At 67.5% G+C, this 16647-nt stretch carries 20 protein-coding genes; 4 read left to right on the forward strand and 16 right to left on the reverse strand.

Annotated features, from left to right (window positions below; all coding sequences use genetic code 11):
• The first annotated feature begins 126 nt into the window (after positions 1 to 126).
• Entirely contained in the window at positions 127 to 942 is an 816-nt protein-coding gene (gene suhB, locus PJ259_RS10370) for a type III secretion system regulator SuhB (protein WP_059315836.1), read from the forward strand.
• 94 nt (positions 943 to 1036) lie between these two features.
• Here suhB and PJ259_RS10375 read toward each other — a convergent pair whose 3' ends face one another.
• From PJ259_RS10375 to PJ259_RS10450, 16 genes are all read right to left on the reverse strand, one after another.
• Positions 1037 to 1441 carry a ClpXP protease specificity-enhancing factor gene (locus PJ259_RS10375; RefSeq protein ID WP_271655689.1) on the reverse strand — a complete coding sequence of 135 codons (405 nt, stop codon included), beginning with the start codon at positions 1439 to 1441 and terminating at the stop codon, positions 1037 to 1039.
• Between the two features lie 11 nt (positions 1442 to 1452).
• Complete coding sequence (locus PJ259_RS10380) at positions 1453 to 2067, reverse strand: glutathione S-transferase N-terminal domain-containing protein (protein ID WP_059315838.1); 615 nt, start codon at positions 2065 to 2067, stop codon at positions 1453 to 1455.
• A gap of 73 nt (positions 2068 to 2140) precedes the next feature.
• Positions 2141 to 2806 carry a cytochrome c1 gene (locus tag PJ259_RS10385; RefSeq protein ID WP_271655690.1) on the reverse strand — a complete coding sequence of 222 codons (666 nt, stop codon included), beginning with the start codon at positions 2804 to 2806 and terminating at the stop codon, positions 2141 to 2143.
• Positions 2803 to 3996, reverse strand: coding sequence for a cytochrome b (locus tag PJ259_RS10390; RefSeq protein ID WP_271655691.1), 1194 nt, complete (start codon positions 3994 to 3996; stop codon positions 2803 to 2805). The genes PJ259_RS10385 and PJ259_RS10390 overlap by 4 nt, the downstream gene beginning before the upstream one ends.
• The gene (petA, locus tag PJ259_RS10395) at positions 3993 to 4571 is read right to left on the reverse strand and encodes a ubiquinol-cytochrome c reductase iron-sulfur subunit (RefSeq protein ID WP_271655692.1); all 579 of its coding nucleotides are present in this window, start codon (positions 4569 to 4571) and stop codon (positions 3993 to 3995) included. The genes PJ259_RS10390 and petA overlap by 4 nt, the downstream gene beginning before the upstream one ends.
• Positions 4568 to 5590, reverse strand: a complete 1023-nt coding sequence (gene murB / locus PJ259_RS10400; protein ID WP_271655693.1) for a UDP-N-acetylmuramate dehydrogenase — start codon at positions 5588 to 5590, stop codon at positions 4568 to 4570. The genes petA and murB overlap by 4 nt, the downstream gene beginning before the upstream one ends.
• Complete coding sequence (locus tag PJ259_RS10405) at positions 5580 to 6047, reverse strand: low molecular weight protein-tyrosine-phosphatase (RefSeq protein WP_271655863.1); 468 nt, start codon at positions 6045 to 6047, stop codon at positions 5580 to 5582. Before PJ259_RS10405 ends, murB begins: the two co-directional genes overlap by 11 nt.
• 6 nt (positions 6048 to 6053) lie before the next feature.
• The gene (gene kdsB, locus PJ259_RS10410) at positions 6054 to 6818 is read right to left on the reverse strand and encodes a 3-deoxy-manno-octulosonate cytidylyltransferase (RefSeq protein WP_271655694.1); all 765 of its coding nucleotides are present in this window, start codon (positions 6816 to 6818) and stop codon (positions 6054 to 6056) included.
• Entirely contained in the window at positions 6815 to 7000 is a 186-nt protein-coding gene (locus tag PJ259_RS10415; RefSeq protein ID WP_059232294.1) for a Trm112 family protein, read from the reverse strand. The genes kdsB and PJ259_RS10415 overlap by 4 nt, the downstream gene beginning before the upstream one ends.
• 14 nt (positions 7001 to 7014) lie before the next feature.
• Complete coding sequence (lpxK, locus tag PJ259_RS10420; RefSeq protein ID WP_271655695.1) at positions 7015 to 8022, reverse strand: tetraacyldisaccharide 4'-kinase; 1008 nt, start codon at positions 8020 to 8022, stop codon at positions 7015 to 7017.
• Entirely contained in the window at positions 8019 to 8459 is a 441-nt protein-coding gene (locus tag PJ259_RS10425) for an ExbD/TolR family protein (protein ID WP_271655696.1), read from the reverse strand. The genes lpxK and PJ259_RS10425 overlap by 4 nt, the downstream gene beginning before the upstream one ends.
• Positions 8456 to 9091, reverse strand: a complete 636-nt coding sequence (locus PJ259_RS10430) for a MotA/TolQ/ExbB proton channel family protein (protein ID WP_059315847.1) — start codon at positions 9089 to 9091, stop codon at positions 8456 to 8458. The genes PJ259_RS10425 and PJ259_RS10430 overlap by 4 nt, the downstream gene beginning before the upstream one ends.
• 48 nt (positions 9092 to 9139) lie before the next feature.
• Entirely contained in the window at positions 9140 to 11380 is a 2241-nt protein-coding gene (locus tag PJ259_RS10435) for a DNA internalization-related competence protein ComEC/Rec2 (protein ID WP_271655697.1), read from the reverse strand.
• A gap of 111 nt (positions 11381 to 11491) precedes the next feature.
• Positions 11492 to 12733 carry a lipoprotein-releasing ABC transporter permease subunit gene (locus PJ259_RS10440; RefSeq protein WP_059315849.1) on the reverse strand — a complete coding sequence of 414 codons (1242 nt, stop codon included), beginning with the start codon at positions 12731 to 12733 and terminating at the stop codon, positions 11492 to 11494.
• A 7-nt stretch (positions 12734 to 12740) separates the two neighbouring features.
• The gene (lolD, locus tag PJ259_RS10445; RefSeq protein WP_026083696.1) at positions 12741 to 13442 is read right to left on the reverse strand and encodes a lipoprotein-releasing ABC transporter ATP-binding protein LolD; all 702 of its coding nucleotides are present in this window, start codon (positions 13440 to 13442) and stop codon (positions 12741 to 12743) included.
• The gene (locus PJ259_RS10450; protein WP_271655698.1) at positions 13435 to 14685 is read right to left on the reverse strand and encodes a lipoprotein-releasing ABC transporter permease subunit; all 1251 of its coding nucleotides are present in this window, start codon (positions 14683 to 14685) and stop codon (positions 13435 to 13437) included. Before PJ259_RS10450 ends, lolD begins: the two co-directional genes overlap by 8 nt.
• Positions 14686 to 14792: 107 nt before the next feature.
• Between PJ259_RS10450 and PJ259_RS10455 the strand changes: the two genes are divergently transcribed.
• From PJ259_RS10455 to PJ259_RS10465, 3 genes are read left to right on the forward strand one after another with little or no spacing between them, the layout of a single operon-like run.
• A complete protein-coding gene (locus tag PJ259_RS10455; protein ID WP_059315851.1) occupies positions 14793 to 15344 on the forward strand; it encodes a PilZ domain-containing protein in 552 nt (183 codons plus the stop codon).
• Positions 15341 to 15631: a hypothetical protein gene (locus PJ259_RS10460; protein WP_059315852.1), complete on the forward strand. Its 291-nt coding sequence runs from the start codon at positions 15341 to 15343 to the stop codon at positions 15629 to 15631. Before PJ259_RS10455 ends, PJ259_RS10460 begins: the two co-directional genes overlap by 4 nt.
• A gap of 15 nt (positions 15632 to 15646) precedes the next feature.
• Entirely contained in the window at positions 15647 to 16363 is a 717-nt protein-coding gene (locus tag PJ259_RS10465) for a glycerophosphodiester phosphodiesterase (RefSeq protein ID WP_059315853.1), read from the forward strand.
• Positions 16364 to 16647 lie beyond the last annotated feature (284 nt).

Consider the following 16647-nt stretch of genomic DNA (forward strand, 5'->3'; position numbering starts at 1 on the left):
GCGGACGCGGGAAATCGGCGCCGTATACTACGCCCACACGCGCCCGCTTGCCACGAATACCCCTTCCAGCGCCGCGAAGTCTGCTATCATTGCCGGCTTTCCTTATACAACCCAGGTGATTTATCCATGCAGCCCATGCTGAACATCGCACTGCGCGCGGCCCGCAGCGCCGGTGAATTGATTTTCCGTTCGATTGAGCGCCTGGACGTTATCGCCGTCGACGAAAAAGGCGCCAATGACTTCGTTTCCGAAGTCGATCGCGCTGCCGAGCAGACCATTCTCGCCATCCTGCGCAAGGCCTACCCCACCCACGGCTTCTACGGTGAGGAATCCGGCTACCTGGCAGGCGAAGGCGAAGGCGCCGACTACGTCTGGATCGTCGACCCGCTGGATGGCACCACCAACTTCATTCGTGGCGTTCCGCACTTCTCGGTGAGCATCGCCTGCAAGTACAAGGGCCGCCTGGAACACGCCGTGGTCCTCGATCCGGTACGCCAGGAAGAATTCACCGCCAGCCGTGGCCGCGGTGCCGCCCTGAACGGTCGTCGCATCCGCGTCACCAACCGCCGCAGCCTGGAAGGCGCCCTGCTGGGCACCGGCTTTCCCTTCCGTGCCAATGACGTCGACCACCTGGACAACTACCTGGGCATGTTCCGCAGCCTGATCGGCCAGACCGCGGGCATCCGCCGCGCCGGTTCCGCCGCGCTGGACCTGGCCTATGTCGCCGCCGGTCGTTTCGATGCGTTCTGGGAAATGGGCCTGTCGGAGTGGGACATGGCTGCGGGCGCCCTGCTGGTGCAGGAAGCCGGTGGCCTGATCGGCGACTTCAACGGTGGCCACGACTTCCTCGAGAAGGGTCACATCGTCGCCGGCAATCCCAAGTGCTTCCGCGGTCTGCTGACTCAGATTCAGCCGCACCTGCCGGCGTCGCTCAAACGCTGAGCAGGTACCGGTCATGAAAAAGCCCCTGTCGGCCTAGCCGACAGGGGCTTTTTCATGACTGCCGCAGAGAGGCTCCGCGGCAGGCTGGCCCGGGTTATTTGACCACTTTCAGACTCGGCCGCGCGGGAGCCGGTTTCGGCGCCTCGGGTTTGCCGCTGCCGTTATCCGGGCCCTGGTCATCCGGCGGGCTGGGCTCGTTGTCGAAGACCATGCCCTGGCCGTTCTCCCGAGCGTAAATGGCGAGGATGGCGCCCACCGGAACGTAGAGGTTGTAGGCCACACCGCCGAAGCGGCCGTTGAAGCTCACGGCTTCGTTGTCCATGTGCAGGTCACGCACGGCACTGGGCGAAGCGTTCAGCACGATCTGGCCGTCGTTGGCATAGCCCGGCGGCACGCGCACCTCGGCGTAGTCGGCGTTGACCAGCAGGTGAGGCGTGCAGTCGTTGTCCACGATCCACTCATAGAGCGCGCGGACCAGGTAGGGGCGACTGGAATTCATGGGGTTCTCCTCTAGCGCATCTCACGCTCGGTGACCGAAAGACTGGATCGGAAACTGTCGCGCGCGAACATACGATCCATGTAGTCCTGCAGCGGCTTGGCCGCTCGGGGCAATTCGATGCCCAGGCGCGGCAGTCGCCACAGGATGGGGAGCAGGCAACAGTCCACCAGGGAAAAGTCGTCGCTCAGAAAAAAGGGTTTTTCCGCGAAGATCGGCGCCACGCCGGTCAGGCTTTCCCGCAGTTCCTTGCGCGCGACAGCGAGATCGGCGCCCGGCGCGGCCTGCAGGATGGCGTCTACCAGGGTGCACCAGTCGCGCCCGATGCGGTGCATCAGCAGCCGCGACTGACCGCGGGTGACCGGATAGGCCGGCAGCAGCGGCGGATGCGGGTAGCGTTCTTCGAGGTACTCCATGAGCACCTCGGTCCCGTAGAGCACCAGGTCGCGATCCATCAGCGTCGGCACGGTGCCATAGGGATTGTGCTCCGCCAGCTGCCGGGGACACTCGCCGCGACGCACGGCGATGAACTCGCACTCGACGTTCTTTTCCGCCAGGATCAGACGGATCCGGTGGCTGTAGTGATCCTCGGGATCATGGAAACAGGTCAGGCGGGTTATGGCGCCCATGGGTCCCTCCCCCGTCAGGGGCGAAGCTGCAAAGGGGGGGATTATCTCGCACCTTGCCGCCTGCCACCTAGTCTCATCGCTCACTGTCGGGCAATCGCCGCCAGAATTCGCGCTTGAGCCAGAAGGCCAGGACGGCGAACAGCAGCAGATAACCCAGCACCCAGGGCGCGAGACGCCAGGCCAGGCTGCGCTCGGGCGCCGCCGAATAGCTCAGGTAGGCGACCAGGTCCTCGACGGTGCGGGCGAACTGCTCGGGCGTCTGGGCGCCGCTGCCCGGCTCGAGGCGCAGCACGCAGCGTCCTTCGCTGCAGTCGCGCAGCTGACGCCCGCGCAGGGCGGCCAGGACGTCCGGCATGCGGGTGCCGGGCGCCGTGAGGTTATCGACGCCGAGCGGACGTCCGGGCGCCACATAGAACTCCTGCAGGAAGGCACGCAACCAGGCATCGCCACGCACGGCGGCGATGAGGGTGAGATCCGGCGGCACGCTGCCAAAGGCGCGGCGGGCGTCCTCGGGCTTGAGCAGGCCTAGCATGGGCGCGCTGGCGGTACGCCCGGGCGCCCAGCTAGCGAGATCGAGGTGGAGATCGGCGGCGACGCGGTCGAAGCGCTGGTACTCCTGGCCGTGGCAGGCCAGGCAATAGCGACCGAAGGTGATGGCCCCCGCCCGGGGATCGCCTTCGGCGCCGAAGGCCAGACCGCTGCAAAGCAGCAGCAGACCCAGCAGCAGGCCACGCATCATGACCTGAACTCCGGCGGCGTTCGCGGACGACCCAGGCGGCTGTACCAGGGCATGCCCAGCAGACTGGCGAAGTAGAGCCCGGCAGCCAGACGCGCCAGCAGCAGGCGCTCGTCGGTGAGGGCTGCCACGCCCAGCACCCCCAGAGTGGCAAAGGCCAGGCACGCCACATACAGCCCCAGCCGCGCCGGCCAGGCCTTGCGGCGTACCGAGCGGACCGCGCTGCGATCCAGCCAGGGCAGCACGAACAGCAGGGCGATGGCCAAGGCGGCCAGGCCAAGGCCGCCGGCTTTGCTCGGTACCGCCCGCAACAGCGCATAGAAGGCGGCCAGGTACCAGGGTGGGGCGATGTGCGCGGGCGTCACCAGCGGATCGGCGGGTTGCTGATTGGCCGGCTCCAGCACCAGCCCGCCCAGGTCCGGCGCCAGGAGCACCACGCCCAGGAACACCAGCAGGAAGACCGCCAGGCCGCAGAGGTCCTTGAGGGTCAGGTAGGGGTGGAAAGGCACCCCTGCCGCGCCACGCAGGTCGCGATCATCGCCCTCGGGATTGTTCGATCCGGTCTGGCGCAGGGCGACGATGTGCAGCGTCACCAGCATGACAATCAGCAGCGGCAGCCCTACCACATGCAGGGCCTGGAAGCGGCGCAGGGTGGCATCGGACAGCACCACCCCGCCCCGCAGCAGATCGGCCAGGGGCGGGCCAACCACCGGCAGCGCCTCGACCGCGCTGAGGGACACCTGGGCGCCCCAGTAGGAGAGCTGCCCCCAGGGCAGCAGATAGCCGAAGAAGGCCTGGGCCAGCAGCAGTACATAGAGCAGCACGCCAAAGGTCCAGACCAGTTCGCGCGGCGCGCAATAGGAGCCATAGAGCAGGCCCCGCAGCATGTGCAGATAGAGGCAGACGAACAGCGCCGAGGCACCCACCGCATGCAGATAGCGGATCAGCCAGCCGAAGGGCACCTCGCGCATGAACAGCTGGACCGAGGCGAAGGCGCCCTTCACCGTCGGCTCGTAGCCGAACAGCAGCCAGAGCCCCGTCAGCACCTGCAGCGCCAGGATGAAGACCAGCAGCGAACCGAACAGATAGAAGACGTTGAGGTTGCGAGGTACCCGGTATTCGCTGATATGGCGTCGCCAGAAGGCTCCGATCGGCAGCCGTCGCTCCAGCCACCCGGGCTCATCGTCGCTCATGTCGCCCCCTCCCCATCGCTGCCGATCACCAGCAGGTTGTCGCCCCGGAAATAATAGGGCGGCACGGCGAGATTCAAGGGCGCGGGCTGGTCACGAAAGACCCGGCCGGCGAGATCGAAGTGGGAGCCATGGCAGGGGCACAGATACCCCCCCTCCCGGTCCGTCCCGGACGGCGCCAGGGAGGGAATGCAGCCGAGGTGGGTGCAGATGGCGGTGACGACGAAAATGTCCGGCCGCCGCGATCTCAGACGCGGATCGACATAGGGTGGCTGGCTGGATTCTCGGGAATCCGGGTCGGCCAGCCCTGCCTGGTCCGCCAGCAGCCGGGCCTGGTCCGCGGCGCTGCGACGCAGGACGCAGACCGGCTGGCCGCGCCACTGCAGCGTGAGCTGTTCGCCTTCGCGCAACGCTTTGAGATCCACCTCGACCGGCGCCGCCGCCACCTCCGCCGAACGACTGGGCCGCAGGGCGCAGACGAAGGGCACACTGCCCGCCACCAGTCCCAGGCCGCCCACGGCAGAGGTGGTGGCGATCAGCAGACGGCGGCGTTGGGCATCGGGCGAGTCATCGGTCACGTCAGGCTTCCCGGCTCCATGTCCAGCGTCACCCCGAAGCGCTCCCGCACCGAGACGCGAATGCGCTCCGCCAGGGCCAGGACGTCACGGCTGCTGGCGCCGCCGAAGTTGACCAGCACCAGCGCCTGGGCGGCATGCACCCCCACTGGGCCCTCGCGATGCCCCCGCCAGCCAGCCTGGTCGATCAGCCAGCCGGCGGCCAGCTTGACCGTGCCGTCGGCCTGGGGATAGGTCGGCAGGGACGGATAGCGTTGCTGCAGCGCGGCGGCTTCGGCGGCCGTCACCACGGGATTCTTGAAGAAGCTGCCGGCATTGCCCAGCACCGCGGGGTCGGGCAGCTTGCTCTGGCGGATGCTGCAGATGGCCGCACTCACGGTCTCAGGCGTCGGCTGCGTGACGCCGGCCTCGGCCAGGGCCTGGCGCACCGGACCATAGTCGAGCACCAGCCGCGGCTGGCGACTGAGATGGAAACGCACCCGCAGCACGATCCAGCGGCCGGCCTCGGCCTTGAAGCGGCTCTCGCGATAGGCGAAGGCGCAGTCGTCCGCGGTCAGGTCGTGAAGTTCGCCACTGTGGCGATCGAGCGCCGTCACCCCGGCGCATCTGTCCTTGAGCTCGACGCCATAGGCGCCGATGTTCTGGATCGGTGAGGCACCGACGGTGCCGGGGATCAGGCTGAGATTTTCCAGGCCGTACCAGCCGTTGGCCAGGGTGGTCATGACGAAGGGATGCCAGGGTTCACCGGCTTCGGCCTCGACCAGCAGGGCATCGCCCTCCTCCGCCAGCAGGCGAATACCGCGGGACGTCAGCCGCAGCACCAGACCCTCGACCCGTTCGGGCAGGACCAGATTGCTGCCACCGCCCAGCACCCGTAGCGGCACGCCAAGCTGCTGCGCCAAGGCCAGGGCCTCGTGGACCTCGGCATCGCTCGCGGCTTCCAGATAGCGATCGGCTTCCGCCACCACGCCGAAGGTGTTGAGCCCCTGCAAGGGGACCTGCTGTTGCACCTCAGCGACCATGACGGGCAGCCACCTCGGCGACCAGGCCATCGCAGGCACTTTCCAGCAGGTCCAGGACGCGCTCGAAGCCGGCCGCGCCGCCGTAGTAGGGATCCGGCACCTCATCCACCGCCAATCCCTGACGCGCCAGGAACAGCTCGGGTACCGCACCCTGGTCGGGGCGCAGCTGTTCCAGCCAGGCGAGATTGTCCTGGTCCATGGCCAGGATCAGGTCGAAGCGCTGGAAATCGTCCGCGGTTACCTGGCGCGCGCGCAGGCCGCTGATGTCATAGCCGCGCCCCGCAGCGGCCTGGATGGCGCGGGAATCCGGGGCCTTGCCGACATGCCAGTCACCGGTACCGGCCGAGTCCAGCGTCACCGCCTCGGCCAGGCCCGCGGCGTCCAGTTTGGTCCTCAGGATGCCCTCAGCCGTGGGTGAGCGACAGATGTTGCCCATGCAGACGAACAGGATACGCAGGGTCATCTAGGCTCCCAGCAGGCGTCTTACGCGCTCGAGGTCTTCCGCGGTATCCACGCCCGCCTGGGGCGCTTCCAGGGCATCGGCGACATGGATGCGCACGCCGTGCCAGAGGGCACGCAGCTGCTCCAGGGCTTCGGTTTCTTCCAGGGCGCAGGGGCCCCAGCTGACGAAGTCGGCGAGAAAGCCGGCGCGATAGGCATAGATGCCGATATGACGGCGATAGGGAAAATCCTGGGGCATCTGCGAACGATCAGCGGCGAAGGCATTGCGGGCCCAGGGCAGCGGCGCCCGGCTGAAGGTCAGCGCCAGGCCGTTCACGTCGGTGGCCACCTTGACCACGTTGGGATTGAACAGGCTGCCGACCTCCTGGATCGGCTCGGCCAGGGTCGCCACGCCGGCCTCGGGATGGGCGGCGAGATTGGTGGCCACCTGATCGATCACCGCGGGCGGAATCAGCGGCTCATCGCCCTGGACATTGACCACCAGCGCATCGTCGGCCAGGCCGAGCAGCTCGGCCACCTCGGCCAGGCGATCGGTACCGGAAGCGTGGTCGGCCCGGGTCAGCAGCACCCGGGCACCAAAGCCTTCGCAGGCGCGCAGGATGTCGTCGTGGTCGGTCGCCACCACCACCTGCTCGGCGCCGCTGCGCCGGGCCTGTTCCCAGACGTGCTGGATCATCGGCTTGCCGGCGATGTCGAGCAGCGGCTTGTTGGGCAGCCGCGTGCTGGCGAGGCGCGCCGGGATGACGACGGTGAAGGCGGTGCTCATTTATCCAGGCGCTCGTCCGTAGTGATGACGCGTGCCTCGCTTTCCAGCATCACCGGGATGCCGTCGCGAATCGGGAAGGCCAGGCCCGCGGCCTTGCTGATGAGCTCGGTCTTGTCGTCGCTCAAGATCAGCGGGCTCTTGGTCAGGGGGCAGGCGAGGATGTCCAGCAGCTTGAGATCCATGGGCGATTGTTCCGTCAGTGAGAGTGTTCGGGCAGGAGTCGAGCGAGACGCCCATCCAGCCAGGCGACGAAAGCGGCCGAGGGCTGGGCGTCCACCGCCAGGTACCACCAGTCGGCGGCGGCGAAGGGCCGACACTTGACCGCGTCCTTCTCGGTCATCACCAGCGGCAGCTCGGGCGTGAAGGCCAGGTCCGCAGCGCTGTAGCTGGCGTGATCGGCGAAGGCATGGGGCAACGGCTGCCAGTGTAGTCCTTCGAGGGTAGCGAAGAAACGTCCGGGGTTGCCGATGCCGGCCAGGGCATGCAGGCGCTGCCCTGGCGGAAAGAAGTCCAGCGGCCGGGTCTCGCCGCTACGCAGATTGACCAGGGCGCTGGGCTGCAGGGTCAGGCCGAAGCCGGCGGCAGGATCGGTCGCGGCGCCGTTGTGGATCACGGCATCCACCTCGGCCAGGCGCTCCAGGGGTTCGCGCAAGGGGCCGGCCGGCAGGCAGCGCCCGTTGCCGAAGCCCCGCGCCGCATCGACCATGACCAGCTCCAGATCCCGGGCCAGGCGATAGTGCTGCAGACCGTCGTCGCTGAGGATGACATCGAGCGCTTCCTCAGCGAGCAATCGCTCGACCGCGCGACCGCGGTCGGGATCCGTCACCAGCGGCACCCCGGTGCGCTGCACGATGAGCAGCGGCTCGTCGCCGGCGATGGCGGCGGTGTCGGTGACCCGTACCCGCCAGGGCAGGCTCGGCGGCGTGGCGCCATAGCCCCGGCTGACCACCCCGACCCTCAGACCGCGGGCGCGCAGATGGCCGATCAGCCAGAGGATCATGGGCGTCTTGCCGGTCCCGCCAACGGTGAGATTGCCCACCACGATGACCGGGACGGGCGCCCGATGGATGCTGCCCTGCCCCGCCAGGAAGCGCTGGCGCTTGCGCCGGGCGATCTGCCGATAGAGGGCTTCGAACGGCGTCAGCAGCCCCAGGGCCGGATGCCCTGCATACCAGGCCCGAACCAGACGTTCGCCCAGGCTCACGGGCGTTTCGCCTGGGCCTCGAGGGTGGTGATGCGCAGCTGGCTGAAGCCCAGCTTGCCGGCGGCATCCATGGCCATGACCACCGCCTGGTGGGTGGCGCGGCCATCGGCGGTGATCACCAGCGGCAGGCTGTTGTCGCCGCCGGATTCCCGCTGCAGCGCGGTGGTCAGGCCGGTCAGGTCATTGCGGGCCAGGGTCTGGCCATTCAGTGCCATCTGGCCTTCGGCGGTAATGCTGATTTCCAGGATCTTGCCCTGGTTGGCGGCCGCCGCGGCGCTATCGGCCTCGGGCAGTTCGATCTTCAGCTGACTGGGCTTGTTGAAGGTCGCGGTCACCACGAAGAACAACAGCAGGACGAAGATGACGTCGATGAAGGAGGCCAGGTTGATATAGACCTCTTCGCGAGCGGCGCCTCCGGCGCGGCGACGGAATTTCACGCCGGGGCTCCTTCGCGCACGTCCACCTCGCGATCGCCATGGAGGATGTCCACCAGCTTGACCGCTTCCTGTTCCATGCCCACCACCAGCTCGTCGACGCGACGCAGCAGATAGCGATGGAAGAACACCGCGGGAATCGCCACCAGCAGACCGGTGGCGGTGGTGACCAGCGCCTTGGAGATACCGCCGGCGAGAATGGGCGCATTGGCCATGCCGTCGTTCATGAAGGCGCTGAAGATGTCGATCATGCCGAACACCGTGCCCAGCAGACCCATCAGCGGCGCCAGCGCGGCGATGCTGCCGAGGGTATTGAGATAGCGCTCTAGGTCATGCACCACGCGGCTGCCGGCTTCCTCGATGGCCTCCTTCATGATGTCGCGACCATGGCGGGAATTGGTCAGGCCCGCAGCGAGGATGTCGCCCAGGGGCGATCCGGCGCGCAGTTCGCGCAGCCGTTCGGCGTTGAGCTGCTTGTCCTGGATCCAGCGCCAGACCTGGGCGAGCAGTGTGGGTGGTGCGACCCGGCTGCGCCTGAGGGTCCACAGCCGCTCGGCGATGATGGCCGTGGCCAGGATGGAACTGAGGATGATCGGCAGCATCATCCAGCCGCCAGCTTTGACCATTTCGAACACGAGACCGTTACCCCTGCCGCAAAATGCGGCCACTCTAGCACGAACGCCTTAGGGTGTCGGCGGGGGGATCCGCCACCAGTGACGCTCCAGGCGCTGACCGTGCGGCGCCTCCCAGCGCCCCAGCGTCCAGCTCAGGGCACCCAGCTCGGCCGTGTCATAGGGAATCACGCCACGTTCGCGATAGCGCTGCATCACCTGCGGATGCGGATGGCCATAGCGATTGTTCAGCCCGCGGGAGATCAGCACACCGCGCGGCTGGACGGCATCGATGAAGGCGGCGCTGGAACCGCTGCGACTGCCATGGTGCGGGGCGACGAGCCATTCCGCCGCCAAAGGCACGCCACTGGCTACCAGCTCGCCTTCGCGGCGGGTATCGATGTCGCCGGTCAACAGCAGGCGCTCGCCCCTGGCTTCGACGCTGAGTACACAGGAGGAGGCGTTGGAATCCGCATCAGGACGCCACCAGGTGGTGAAGGCGACCTCGTTCCATTGCCAATGGGCACCGTCTGCGCAGTCCTGGGCATGCAATTCCGGTTTCAGCCTACCTGCCTCACCGCTGAGCACCCGGCCTGCTGGCAGGCCCCGGGCCACGGCCGGCGCACCGCCAGCGTGATCGGCATCGGCATGGCTGAGCAACATGATATCCAGGGCGCCGATGCCAGCAGCCGTCACGTTGGGCAGGACGACCCGAGCGCCGCTGTCATAGCGGCCCTGGCGCGGGCCGGCATCGTAGAGCAGCGCATGCTGCCGGGTACGCACCAGCACGGCCAGGCCCTGACCGACGTCCAGCAAGGTGATCCGCGCCAGCCCCTCCGCTGGTACGGGCGCCAGAGGAAACAGCCCGGGCAACATCAGCAGTGCGCCGAAGCCGCGCAGCGGCACGCCCGCCGGCAGCAGGGCCAGCAACGCCCCGAGTCCCGCCAGCCACAGCGCCCAGGCCGGCGCGAGTACAGGCTGCCAGGCCGCGGCAAGGTGCGCCAATCCGCTCAATAGCCAGAGCAGTCCCTGCAGCAAGCCACCGGCCAGCAGCAGCACCGGATCGCCCAGCGGCGACCACAGCAGGGACAGCAGCGTCCCCGCCAGCGCCAGCGGCACGACCGCCATGTCCATCAGCGGCACGGCGACGGCGTTGGCCAGGGGACCGCTCAGGCTCAGTGGCAGGCCCAGCGCCAGCAGCAGCGGTGCCAGGCCCAGGGCCATGCACCACTGGGCCCGCCCCAGGGTCACCCACCAGGGCAGCTGTCCCAGACGGCCCGCGAAGCTCCACAGCAGCAACAGCACGGCGCCAAAGGACAACCAGAAGCCAGGCAGCAGGCTGACCAGGGGATTGGCCGCCAGGACCAGCACCAGGGCCAGCAGTACGGCATCAGCCAGCCGGACCTGCTGGCGCCCCAGCTGCCAAAGCAAGCCCAGGGTAACCATGACGCAGGCGCGCTGCACCGGCACCTCGAAACCGGCCAGCAGTCCGTAACCCAGCGTGGTGGCCACGGTCAGCACGGCGGCGGATAGCCGCCAGGGGAGTCGACTCGGCCAGTAGCCACGGCGCGCCAGGATGACCACCCCGGCATAGACGCCCAGGGCGATCAGGCCGATGTGCTGCCCGGAAATCACCATGAGGTGCACCGTGCCGGTGTCCTGGAACAGCTGCCATTGGCGGTCGCTGATCCCCGAGCCGTCGCCTACCACCAACGCGGCGAGCAATCCGCCCTGCCCGGCCGGATCCCGGGTCTGCAGGTATTGGCGGATACCATCGCGCCAGGTTGCCAGGCCACTGGCGGACTGCAGCCGCTGGCCAGCCTTCACGCTACCGGTAGCCCCTATGCCCTGGGCCAGCAGCCAGGCCTCGCGGTCCTGGCCCAGGGCGTTGACCAGACCTGCCGGTCCGCGTAGCTCCGCCGCCAGGCGCCAGCGCTCGCCGGTCAGCGGGCGAGGACCGCCGTGCCAGTTCAGGCGGATGTGCGCGGGCAGTTTGACGTCGCGGCGACTGGTCGCGCCACTGAGCACGAAGCCCACCGAGTCGGCATCCACCGCGGGCAGCCCGCTCACCTGGCCCTCGATCCACAATACCCGCTGCTCCAGCGCCGGATCCAGGCGATCCGCCAGGGCCCCGTGCGCAGCGAGCAGCGCCCAGGCCAGGCCGAGCCCGCAGGCGCCGAGCACGAAGAAACGGGTGCCCAGCAGCACGATGGCGACCGAGGCGAGAGCCGCCAGCAGGGGCAGTGACGGTAGCGCGGCAAAGACGCGCAGGAGCAGCACACCCAAGGCGAAGGCAAGCAGAGCGGCACGCATCAGGACTCCATCCGTGGAGAACCAGCAGGGCTTCAGATGCGCGGATTAGAGCAGTTGGAATGCAGAAGCGCCAGGGCCAGGGGCGTAAGGTCCGTCTGGCCCGGCAGGGGATCAGTCGTAGCGCAGGGCTTCGGCCGGCGAGGTGCGCGAGGCGCGCCAGGCGGGATAGAGGGTCGCCAGGAAACTCATGCTCAGGGCCGCCACGGCGATGAGTACCACGTCTTCCACTTCCAGCCGCGAGGGCAGGTTGCTGATGAAGTACATGTCGCCGCCGAACAGCTTGTGGCCGACCAGACGCTCCAGGGCGGCGATCCAGCTGCTGACGTTGAGCGCCGCGATGACGCCCAGCACGCCGCCGATCAGGGTGCCGACCAGACCGATCACCGTACCCTGGACCATGAACACCGCCATGATCTGCCCAGGCGTGGCGCCCAGGGTACGCAGGATGGCGATGTCGGCCTTCTTGTCGGCCACCACCATGATCAGGGTGGCGATGATGTTGAAGGCGGCCACCGCCACGATCAGCAGGAGCAGCAGGCCGATCATGGTCTTTTCCATCTGCATGGCCTGGAACAGGCTGCCCTGGGAGATCGTCCAGTCGCGTGCCTGGTAGCCCTCGCCCAGGGCCTTGGCCACGTCACGGGAGATACGGGGCGCCTGGAAGAGATCGTCCAGCGCCAGGCGGATGCTCTCCACCTGGCCCGGCTGCCAGCCTTTGAGCGGTGCGGCGTCGGCCACGTTGATCAGCGCCAGGGAGGCGTCCAGCTCGGCGCCGACCTTGAAGGTGCCGACCACGGTGAAGCGGCGCAGGCGCGGGGTGATGCTGCCGGTGGCGCCGACCTCGGGGATGATCACCGTGACCTGGCTGCCCACTTCCAGCTGGAAGCGCCGGGCGGCGATCTCGCCCAGGACGATGCCGAATTCGCCCGGCTTGAGGGCGTCGAGGCTGCCCTGGGTCATGCGCTCGCCAACGATGGAAACGCGTTTCTCCTGGGCGGGATCGATACCGTCCACCAGCAGCGGTTGCATGCGACCGCGCACCGACAGCATGCCTTGCAACTGGGTGTAGGGCACCGCAGCCAGCACATGGGGTTGCTGCTCGGCCTTGGCCGCCAGCGGGCGCCAGTCGTCCAGCGGCTGGGCACCGCTGATGAAGGCATGGGGCACCATGCCGAGAATGCGGCCACGCATTTCCTCCTGGAAGCCGTTCATCACCGACAGCACCAGGATCATGGCCAGCACGCCCAGGGCCAGGCCGAACATGGAGACCAGCGAGAAGAAGGAGATGAACGACTTGCGCCGCTTGGCGCGGGTGTATCTCAGGCCGATGAACAGGGAGAGCGGTCTGAACATAACGACCTCAGACCTGCCGGGCCGGCGTGGCGTCGACCAGATGGCCTTCGTCCAGGCGCAGCATCCGGTCCATCTGGCCGGCCAGCACCTGGTCGTGGGTTACCACCAGGAAGGCCGTGCGCAGCGAGGTGGACAGTTCCAGCATCAGGTCCTGGATACCGTGGGCGGTGTGCTGGTCGAGGTTGCCGGTGGGCTCGTCGAGCAACACCAGCTTGGGCTGGTTGACCAGGGCCCGGGCGATGGCCACGCGCTGGCGCTCGCCGCCGGACAACTCGGCCGGCTTGTGCCCCAGGCGATGGCCGAGGCCGACCCGTTCCAGCAACTTGGCCGCGCGCTCACGGGCTTCGCCAATGGAGGCCTTGCCGATCAGCAAGGGCATGCAGACGTTTTCCAGGGCACTGAATTCGGGCAGCAGGTGGTGGAACTGGTAGACGAAGCCCATGGCGCGATTGCGCAGCAGACCGCGGGCCTTCTCGTTCAGCGCTGACAGCTCTTCGCCATCGAGCCAGACGCTGCCGCTGCTGGGGGTATCGAGGCCACCGAGCAGGTTCAGCAAGGTGGTCTTGCCCGATCCCGAGCTGCCGACGATGGAGACGCGCTCGCCCGGTTGCAGGGTCAGCTGGACGTTGCTCAGCACCTCGACGGTCTGGGGGCCTTCCTCGTAGCGCTTGCCCAGGTCCTGGCAACGCAAAACGGCTCGATCATTCATAACGCAGGGCCTCGGCGGGTTGGGTACGGGCGGCGCTCCAGGAGGGATAGAGCGTGGCCAGGAAGCTCAGGGCAAAGGACGCGCCGCAGATCAGCAGGACGTCGTGCAGCTGGAGCTGGGCCGGCAGGTAGTCGATGAAATAGACCTCGGCGTTGAGGAACTGATGGCCGGTGACCTGCTGCACCCAGGCCAGCGCCGCACTGACGTTGAGCGCGGCCAGCACCCCCAGCAGGCAACCGATGGCGGTGCCAATGATGCCGATGAAGGTTCCCTGGACCATGAACACCGCCATGATCTGCCGGGGCGTGGCGCCCAGGGTACGCAGGATGGCGATGTCGGATTTCTTGTCGGTCACCACCATCACCAGGGTGGAAACGATGTTGAAGGCGGCCACGGCCACGATCAGCAGGAGCAACAGGCCGATCATGGTCTTTTCCATGCCGATGGCCTGGTAGAGGTTGCCATGGGTGCGGGTCCAGTCGCGGGCGTACCAATCGTTGCCGGGCAACTGGCGGGCGATGTTCCAGGACACGTCCGGCGCCTGGAACAGGTCATGCAGCTTGAGCCGCACACCCTGAACCGCATTCGCCGGCCAGCGTTGCAGCCGTGCGGCATCCTCGATGTCGATCAGGCCCACCGAGCCATCCAGTTCGCCAGCGCCGACGCTGAAGATGCCCACCACGGTGAATCTCTTCATGCGCGGAAACATGCCGGCGGGGGTCACGGCCACTTCCGGAGCGATATAGGTGAGCTTGTCGCCAACCTTGACGCCCAGTTTCTCGGCGGCCAGGGAGCCGATGATGATGCCGAACTCGCCTGGCCTGAGGTCGTCGAGCCTACCCTCGCGCATGAAGCTGGCGATGATCGAGACCTTGGACTCCTCGGCCGGATCTATGGCGTTGAGCAAAACGGTCTGCACCGCCTTGTCGTGGGCCAGCATGCCCTGCAACTGGGTGAAGGGCGCCACCGCCGCCACCTGACTGTTTTGCAGTGCCAGCTCGCGCACGCTGCGCCAGTCGGTAACCGGCTGATAGGACTCCACCGTCGCATGGGGAATCATGCCGAGGACGCGATCGCGCATCTCGCGGTCGAAGCCGTTCATGACCGACAGCACCACGATCATGACGACGACGCCGAGGGCCAGGCCGATCATGGAGGTGAGCGAGATGAAGGAGACGAAATGATTGCGGCGCTTGGCGCGGACATAACGCAGGCCAAGGTAGATCGGCAGGGGTCTGAACATAGGCTCGCTTGCACGGCGGAAAGACGTAGGCGCCCTGCGGGTTGGACGGCGACACCGTGCCGGCTCGCCGGCTACACTCGGGGCCATCACCCACGGAGCGGCCCAACATGACCACCCCAGACGCGCGTGAACGGCGGGAATACTATCGCATCACCGACCGTATCGCACTGCAAATCAGCCCTGCAGACGGGGCCCCAGGCGAGACCGCGCCGCTGTTCGCACTCCTGAGCGAACTGCATCAGCTGGAATTCGAATCCCGTCACCTGCTGCGCAATCTGGACGAACGCGACCGCGCCGTCACCGCCTGCCTGCGCCTGGTGAACAAGCGCCTCGACCTGCTCGGCCAGGCCTTCACCTGGAATCTGCTGCACGACAGCGGCGCTACCCGTGACGTGGTGCTCTCCGAAGGTGGCCTGGCCTTCGTCGACGCCGAGCCCTATGCCCTGGGCACGCGACTCGACCTGCGCATGGCGCTGCCACCCCAGGGCCTGGGCCTGCAGGTGCTGGCCGAGGTGACCAGTTGCCAGGCAGTGGTCGGCGGTCACGAGATCGGCACCAGCTTCATCGACCTGGAAGATGCCCAGCGCCAGCTGCTGGCCCGTCATGTGCTGCGCCAGCAGGCCCGGGTGCGCCGCGCTGATCGCGGAGACGAGGCGTGAAACGCCCCTGGCTGGCCGTCCTGCTGCTCGGCATCGCCCTGCCCGGCTGGGCCGATACCTTGCAGATCCCGCTGGGTAGGCAAGGCGATGTCGGCACGCCGCTGCCCCAGCGGGGCGACAGCCGCTCCCAGGTACTGGAACGCTTCGGCCTGCCCGATCAGGAGCATCCCCCTGTCGGCCACCCGACGATCCGCCGCTGGGACTATCGGGATTTCAGCGTCTATTTTGAAAACGATCGGGTCCTGGATGCGGTCCGCGAACCGCGCCGCCCGCCCCCCTCACCCTAGCGCCAAGGAGCCCTCATGACTCTTATTTACGGACACCGCGGCGCCCGCGGCGAAGCCCCGGAAAACACGCTCGCCGGTTTCGAGCTGTGCCTGGAGCTGGGCGTCCAGCGCTGCGAGCTGGACCTGCACCTCTCCCGCGATGGCGAGCTGGTGGTGATCCACGACCCGACCCTGAAGCGCACCACCGGGCGCGGCGGCAAGGTCAGCGAAAAGACCGTCGCCGATCTGCTCGCCCTGGATGCCCGCCAGGGTGGACCGTCCTGGCCACGCCCCTGCCCCATCCCGACCCTGCGCCAGCTGTTCGAGAAGTGCCGCTTCGAACACTGGCAACTGGAAGTGAAGAGCGCTTCGCGGGTGCGAGCGGCGCAGACCGTCAAGGCCATCGCCCAGCTGGTCGAGGAATTCGGCCTGCAGGACAGGATCACCGTCACCAGTGCCTCGCGGGAGGTCCTGCGCTCCCTGCAACGCGACACGCCCCACCTGGCGCGCGGACTGGTCGCCGAATATGCCTGGCTGGATCCGCTGAAGGTGGCGGCCCACTACGACTGCCATCTGCTGGCACTGAACTGGACGCTGTGTACGCCGGAACGGCTGCTCAAGGCCCAACGCCAGGGTCTGCACGTCTCGGTCTGGACGGTGAACGATGCCAGCCTGATGCGTCGCCTGGCCGATTTCGGCGCGGACAGCGTCATCACCGACTTCCCGAGCCTGGCACGGCGCACCTTGGGGTAGTAGGACCGTCCTCCAAAAGACATCGCGGCCATGGGCCGCTCCTACAGGCACGGACGTCACCGTAGGAGCGGCCGCATCGGCGGACCACCATGGCCGCGATGCGAACCGATTCAGCGTCGTAGGTTGGGCTGAGACAGCTTCATCGTCGAAGCCCAACAGCCCAGGTTGAACCTAAGCATTGTTGGGCTTCGCTGCGCTTAGCCCAACCTACGGGTGCTGCTTGGCGTAGTAGGTTGGGTTGAGACAGCTCTATCGTCGAAGCCCAACAGCCCAAGTTGAGCCTA

This window comes from Pseudomonas sp. JBR1 (assembly GCF_028198185.1).
In the GTDB taxonomy this organism is placed as follows: domain Bacteria; phylum Pseudomonadota; class Gammaproteobacteria; order Pseudomonadales; family Pseudomonadaceae; genus Chryseomonas; species Chryseomonas oryzihabitans_E.